A 6,814-nucleotide genomic window follows, 5' to 3' on the forward strand; every position below is an offset into this window, starting at 1 on the left:
CGCTAGAAGCCCTGCTGGCGGGCACGCTGGTCGGCGGTGGGCTCCGGTTCTTGGTGTGACGCGTAGTCCTCGTCGAACGGATCCACGATGTCGGCGATCTCGCCGAGGTCGCGCAGCAGCCGCTCGAGTCGCGACGGGCCGACGTTGGGCGCGACGCTGGCCAGCACCCACTCGTTCTCCAGCCACGCGACCCCGACGTCACCGCCGAGCGCGTCGGCCGCGTCGACGAGGTCCTGCGTGATGAGCTGGCGCGCACTGGCGACGTCGTCGGCGAACGCGTAGCGCTGACCGACAGGACCGAGCAGCTCGGGCATCTCGGCCCGCTGGAACGGCACGCTCGCGAGCCACAGCTCCAGCAGCACGGGGTGGATGCGGTTGCAGCGCACGGCCACGACCACCGCGGGGATCAGACCATCGGACTCGATGTCGAACACGAACACCGGGCGGCGGCCATCGGAGGTGAAGGTGGACCCGGCCACCACGTTGACCGCGGCGTCCGCGCCGAAGTAGCCGATCGCCCCACCCGACCATTGCTGCGGAAGGCGTTCGTCCTCCTCGACGTACTGCCAGCCACGCAGCTCGGCCCAGCGTGCGCGCTCGCGATTACGCGAGCTCTCCCTGGCCCGGTCGGCGGTGAGGAGTGCGAGCCCGGCCACCGCGGCGACGCCCGCTATGACGAACCAGATCCACGCTGGAATACCCACGGCGATCAGGGTATCTTGCACGGCCCGCTGACCAAGATCAGCGGGCCGTGTCGTTACCACCCTTTCGGGTTTTAGGCCCGGGTGACCGTTAACGCTGTGTCAGCGGTATCGAGATCCGGGATGTCGACGCGCACGGTATCGCCGTCGCGGATCTCGCCTGCCAGCAGTTTGCGCGCGAGCTGGTCACCGATCGCCGACTGCACCAGCCTGCGCAGCGGGCGCGCGCCGTAGATCGGGTCGTAGCCGTTGAGCGCCAGCCACTCGCGCGCCGCAGGCGTGACGTCCAGCGTGAGCCTCCGCTGCGCGAGCCGCTCCGCCAGCCTGCGGACCTGGATGTCCACAATGGAGGTCAGCTGCTCGGTGTCGAGCGCGTGGAAGACCACGATGTCGTCGAGCCGGTTGAGGAACTCCGGCTTGAAGTGCCGCTGCACCACGGCCAGTACGGCGTCGTTGCGCTGCCGCTCGTCCAGCGATGCGTCCGCGATGGACTGCGAGCCGAGGTTGGACGTGAGCACCAGGATCGTGTTGCGGAAGTCGACGGTGCGGCCCTGGCCGTCGGTCAGCCTGCCGTCGTCGAGCACCTGCAGCAGAACGTCGAACACATCGGGATGCGCCTTCTCCACCTCGTCGAGCAGCACCACCGAGTACGGCCGTCTGCGCACCGACTCGGTGAGCTGACCGCCCTGGTCATAGCCCACGTACCCGGGCGGAGCGCCGACCAGCCGGGCAACGCTGTGCTTCTCGCTGTACTCGCTCATGTCGATGCGCTGCATGGCGCGCTCGTCGTCGAAGAGGAACTCCGCGAGCGCCTTGGCCAGCTCGGTCTTGCCGACACCGGTCGGGCCGAGGAACAGGAACGATCCGGTCGGCCGATCGGGGTCGGCGACCCCGGCACGGGCCCTGCGCACCGCGTCGGAGACGACCTGCACGGCGTCGGGCTGGCCGACGACGCGCCCGGTCAGCTCGTCCTCCATGCGCAGCAGCTTGCCGGTCTCGCCTTCGAGCAGCCGCCCCGCCGGGATACCGGTCCACGCGCTCACGACATCGGCGACGTCGTCCGCGCCGACCTCCTCCTTGAGCATCACCTCGGCCTTCGCCTCGGTGACGCTGGTGGCTTCCGCGAGCTCCTTCTCCAGCGCGGGAATCCGGCCGTAGCGCAGTTCGGCCGCGCGGCCGAGGTCGGCGTCGCGCTCGGCGCGATCGGCCTCACCGCGCAGTTGCTCGAGCTGCTCCTTGAAATCGCGGACCCGCTCGATCGCGCCCTTCTCGTTCTGCCAGCGCGCGGTGAGCGCGGCGAGCTCCTCCCGCTTCTCGGCCAGCTCGGCGCGCAAAGCGGTCAGCCGATCCTTGGAGGCGGGATCGTCCTCCTTGGCGAGCGCCATCTCCTCGATCTCCATCCGCCGCACGGCGCGCTCGACCTCGTCGATCTCGACGGGGCGCGAGTCGATCTCCATGCGCAGCCGGGACGCGGCCTCGTCGACGAGGTCGATGGCCTTGTCCGGCAGGAACCGCGCGGTGATGTAGCGATCGGACAGCGTCGCGGCGGCCACGAGTGCGGCGTCGGTGATCCGGACACCGTGGTGCACCTCGTAACGCTCCTTGAGACCGCGCAGGATGCCGATAGCGTCCTCGACCGACGGTTCGCCGACGAGCACCTGCTGGAACCGGCGCTCCAGCGCGGCGTCCTTCTCGATGTGCTTGCGGTACTCGTCGAGCGTGGTGGCACCGACCATGCGTAGCTCACCGCGGGCGAGCATCGGCTTGATCATGTTGCCTGCGTCCATGGCGCCGCCATCGCCGGTCGCGCCTGCGCCGACGATCGTGTGCAGTTCGTCGATGAAGGTGACGACCTGCCCGTTGGACTCCTTGATCTCCTTGAGTACCGCCTTGAGCCGCTCCTCGAACTCGCCGCGGTACTTCGAGCCGGCGACCATCGACCCGAGATCGAGCGAGACGACACGCTTGCCGCGCAACGACTCCGGCACGTCACCGGCGACGATGCGCTGGGCGAGGCCCTCGACGATGGCGGTCTTGCCGACACCGGGCTCGCCGATGAGGACCGGGTTGTTCTTGGTGCGCCGGGAAAGGACCTGCACGACGCGCCGGATCTCGGTGTCCCTGCCGATCACCGGGTCGAGCTCGCCTGCCCTGGCCCGTTCGGTGAGGTCGACGCCGTACTTCTCCAGCGCCTGGTAGGTGCCCTCCGGATCGGGCGTGGTGACGCGGGCGGAGCCTCGCACCTTCGTGAACGCGTCCCGCAGCGCGTCCGGGGTCGCACCGTGCCGCTGGAGCAGGCTCGCGACGGGCCCGCCCTCGGCGGCGAGACCGACCAGGACGTGCTCGGTCGAGACGTACTCGTCGCCGAGTTCGGTCGCGAGCCGCTGAGCATGCGTGAGCGACTTGACGGCATGGCCGTCGAACTGCGGCGTGGAGACGGTGGAACCGGTCGCGGACGGCAGCCCGGAGACGATCGGCTCCAGCTCCTTGTGGACCTGCTCCGCATCGGCTCCGACCGCAGTCAGCAGCGGCGCTGCGAGCCCGTCACCCTGGGAGAGCAGGGCGCCGAGCAGGTGCGCCGGCGAGATCTCGGGGTTGCCTGCCATCGTGGCCGCCTGTGCCGCGGACGAGATCGCCTGCTGAGTTTTCGTGGTCGGGTTGAAAGAATCCATCCCCTCACCTCTGGTTCGAAGAGCTCTGGGACAAGCCTCTCGCAGAGGCTGCCGCTCTGCACAACGTCAGAAAAGTTGAGTGTGTTCCGCTCAAGTTGTGCGGCGTTACGTAACATCTCCAAGTCAAGGGTTGTGATTTACCAACTCTTTGGGTCAACTAGCGAACCATGTCCGTACTGACCACCGGGATGGCCACGAGCCCACCACCGGACGACACCTTGCAGGTCCTCGCTGCCGAGGGCGGCACACTCGCCTCGATCGAGGAGTGGATCAACACCGTCTTCAATCCCGTCTCCGACGCGGTGTCGAACTTCGTGTTCGCCGAACTCACCATCGGCAGCGTGTCGTTCCCCTGGATCGTCGCGTGGCTCGTGCTCGCCGCGACAGTCTTCTCCTGCTACTTCGGCTTCGTCCAGTTCCGCAAGTTCAAGCTCGCGACCGACCTGGTTCGCGGCAAGTACACCAACCCGGACGAGCCGGGCGAGATCAACCACTTCCAGGCGCTCGCCTCAGCACTGTCGGGCACCGTCGGCCTCGGCAACATCGCCGGTGTCGGCGTGGCCGTGACCATCGGCGGCGCGGGTGCGACCTTCTGGATGATCGTCGCCGGCCTGCTGGGCATGTGTACGAAGTTCGTCGAGTGCACGCTCGGCGTGAAGTACCGCGAGACGCATGCTGACGGCACAATATCCGGCGGGCCAATGCACTACCTGCGCAAAGGCCTGGCCGAGCGGTTCGGCAACGGCTTCGGCGTCCTCCTCGGCAAGGTGCTCGCGGTGCTGGCGGCGCTCATGCTGCTGTTCTTCGCGCTCGCAGGCGGCAACATGTTCCAGGCCAACCAGACGTTCGCCCAGCTGCGGGACGTGACCGGCGGCGATGAGGGCTTCCTGGCCAGCGACGGCGCCGCGTTCGTGTTCGGCGTCATCCTGGCCGTCGTCGTTGGCGCCGTGATCATCGGCGGCATCAAGTCGATCGGCGCGGTCACCAGCCGCCTCGTTCCCGCGATGGCCGTCATCTACATCAGCGCGTGTCTCATCGTCATCCTGGTCAACTTCACCGACGTGCCGAATGCGATCGGCGAGATCATCTCGGGCGCGTTCACCGGTGAGGGTGTCGCCGGCGGTGCGATCGGCGCGCTGATCGTCGGTTTCCAGCGTTCGGCGTTCTCCAACGAGGCCGGCCTCGGCTCCGCCCCCATCGCCCACTCGGCGGTGAAGACGAAGAACCCGATCACCGAGGGCTACGTGGCGCTACTGGAGCCGTTCATCGACACGGTCGTGGTCTGCACGATGACCGCGCTGACCGTCGTCATCGCCGACACTCAGTTCTGGAACGACGCGAAGGCGACAGTGGCGGCCGGCGGCGACACCCCGGACGGCGTGACGGTGACCTCCGAGTCGTTCGGGACCGTGCTGCCCTGGTTCCCCTACGTGCTGACCGTCGCGGTGGTGCTCTTCGCACTGTCGACACTCATCACCTGGGGCTACTACGGACAGAAGGCCTGGACCTTCCTGTTCGGCAAGACCAGGACCAGCGAGCGCGTCTATCAGCTGGTGTTCTGCCTTCTCACCATCGCGGGCTGCGTGCTGACACTGGGCAGCGTGCTGAACTTCGCCGACGCGGTGTTGTTCCTGCTGGCACTGTTCAACATCATCGGCCTGCACCTGCTGATGCCGGTCGTGAAGCGGGAGGTCGCCGACTTCGCGGCCAAACTGCGTTCCGGTGAGGTCCGCAAGCTCGAGAAGACCAGCACCTGACCGAGCGATCCGCTCAGGCGGAGAGTCCCCTTGCTCTGCGAAGAACGCGGGCAAGGGGACTTTTCTGTCGTGACGGTCAGTGACTTCCTCAATGCAACTTCGCCGCCGCCGCACGGGCTTCCGGCCATCTTCCGGCATGGTCGGCCACCCATCCGGAGCAACCGGAGTGTGACAACTGCGCAACGACTACCGCCCAAGTGCGCAGGAACCTAGTGTTGGAGAAGCGCTTGCATGGAGAGGTGGAATATTCATGGGGTCCGCGAACGGTCCGTGGGTCACTGACCTGCTGAAGTTGATCACGACTCTCGCCATCACCCGATCGTGAATAATCGCCGACTGAAGTCAGTCACTGTGCGTACTCAACTCTGCAGTCCGGGCGGACATTCTGGGGCAACCGGATGACAGCCGACCCGATCAGTCCGATACCGCAGTCGGGGCGCGTACGGGAAGTGCCGCCCGCGGTCGCCGCGATGGTGGACCTGATCCGCCAGACCTGGCGGCAGGCCGAGCCCTACACGCCGGAGATCTCGCAGTTCTTCTACGGCATGCTCTTCACGCTCGCGCCGGCCACGCGTGACTTCTTCCCCATCAACATGGAGTCGCAGCGCGGGCGACTGGTCCGCGCGCTGGTGCACATCATCCAGCTGGTCGACCGTCCCGACGACCTCGCGCCGTTCCTGCGCCAGCTCGGCCGCGACCACCGCAAGTTCGGCGTCGTTCCCAAGCACTACGAGGCCGTCGGCACCGCCCTGCTCGCGGCCCTCAAGCGCCAGCTCGGTGACGTGTGGACGCCGCCGGTCGAGCGGGCCTGGGCCGAGGCGTACACGATCATCGCGCGGTCCATGCAGGAAGCCGCGGGCAAGGACACGAACCCGCCGTGCTGGCTGGCGACCGTCGCGGAACACCGGCGGCTCAGCTGGGATCTCGCGCTCGTCCGGGTGGAGCCCGAGCAGCAGGTGCCCTACGAGGCCGGCCAGTACATGAGCATCGAGGTTCCGCAGCGGCCTCGCCTGTGGCGCTACCTGTCACCCGCCAACGCACCGCGGCCCGATGGCTCTCTCGAATTCCATGTGCGAGCGGTCGAGGGCGGCTGGGTGTCCCGGGCGATCGTGAGCCACACCCAGAGCGGGGACGTCTGGCGGATCGGCCAACCGATGGGCAGGCTCGCCGTGAACCGGGAGTCCGGCCGCGACGTGCTCATGATCGCGGGCGGCACGGGGGCCGCGCCGCTGCGGGCGATCCTCGACAACCTCGCGCAGTGGGGCGAGAACCCCAAGGTCACGCTCTTCTACGGTGGCGCGAGCCGCGAAGATCTCTACGACCTCGAACAGCTGCGTGCCCTGGCCTCGACGAACCCGTGGCTGACGGTGTGCCCCGTCGTCGAGCACGGCGAAGGGTTGCCCGGCTTCGCACACGGCACGCTCGCCGATGTCGTCACCCAGCACGGCGCGTGGCCCGAGCACGATGTCCTGGTGTCCGGTTCCCCCGCGATGATCAGGGCGACCGTGTCGCGCATGCTCGTCGCCGGGACGCCACTGGACCGGATCCGGTACGACCCGTTCACCATCGACTGAGACGGCGACGGTCTAAGAGCGCGTCTGAGAACCGTCCTCCGTGCGAGCGGTGATCCAGATGGATGCATCGCAAGGCGGAGGAGGGAGCCATGACGGAGTCATGGTGACCG

4 protein-coding genes are annotated in these 6,814 nt (G+C 67.7%); 2 read left to right on the top strand and 2 right to left on the bottom strand.

Annotated elements, in window-relative coordinates; genetic code table 11:
• Positions 1-2 precede the first annotated feature (2 nt).
• Both ABZ863_RS26035 and clpB read right to left on the bottom strand, forming a co-directional pair.
• A complete protein-coding gene (locus tag ABZ863_RS26035) occupies positions 3-704 on the bottom strand; it encodes a hypothetical protein (protein ID WP_358540533.1) in 702 nt (233 codons plus the stop codon).
• A 71-nt stretch (positions 705-775) separates the two neighbouring features.
• Complete coding sequence (gene clpB, locus ABZ863_RS26040; RefSeq protein ID WP_358540535.1) at positions 776-3,373, bottom strand: ATP-dependent chaperone ClpB; 2,598 nt, start codon at positions 3,371-3,373, stop codon at positions 776-778.
• Between the two features lie 167 nt (positions 3,374-3,540).
• On the opposite strand from clpB, the gene ABZ863_RS26045 reads away from it, so the two are divergent.
• The gene (locus ABZ863_RS26045) at positions 3,541-5,130 is read left to right on the top strand and encodes an alanine/glycine:cation symporter family protein (RefSeq protein WP_358540537.1); all 1,590 of its coding nucleotides are present in this window, start codon (positions 3,541-3,543) and stop codon (positions 5,128-5,130) included.
• A 398-nt stretch (positions 5,131-5,528) separates the two neighbouring features.
• Positions 5,529-6,704 carry a globin domain-containing protein gene (locus tag ABZ863_RS26050; RefSeq protein WP_358540539.1) on the top strand — a complete coding sequence of 392 codons (1,176 nt, stop codon included), beginning with the start codon at positions 5,529-5,531 and terminating at the stop codon, positions 6,702-6,704.
• The last annotated feature ends 110 nt before the right edge of the window (positions 6,705-6,814 follow it).

The organism is Saccharomonospora sp. NPDC046836 (assembly GCF_040645195.1).
Classification (GTDB): domain Bacteria; phylum Actinomycetota; class Actinomycetes; order Mycobacteriales; family Pseudonocardiaceae; genus Prauserella_A.

Excerpts from the sequence above, each read along its gene's own strand:
- ABZ863_RS26045 (WP_358540537.1), top strand. The coding sequence starts at position 3,541 with ATGTCCGTACTGACCACCGGGATGGCCACGAGCCCACCACCGGACGAC.
- clpB (WP_358540535.1), bottom strand. The coding sequence starts at position 3,373 with ATGGATTCTTTCAACCCGACCACGAAAACTCAGCAGGCGATCTCGTCC.
- ABZ863_RS26050 (WP_358540539.1), top strand. The coding sequence starts at position 5,529 with ATGACAGCCGACCCGATCAGTCCGATACCGCAGTCGGGGCGCGTACGG.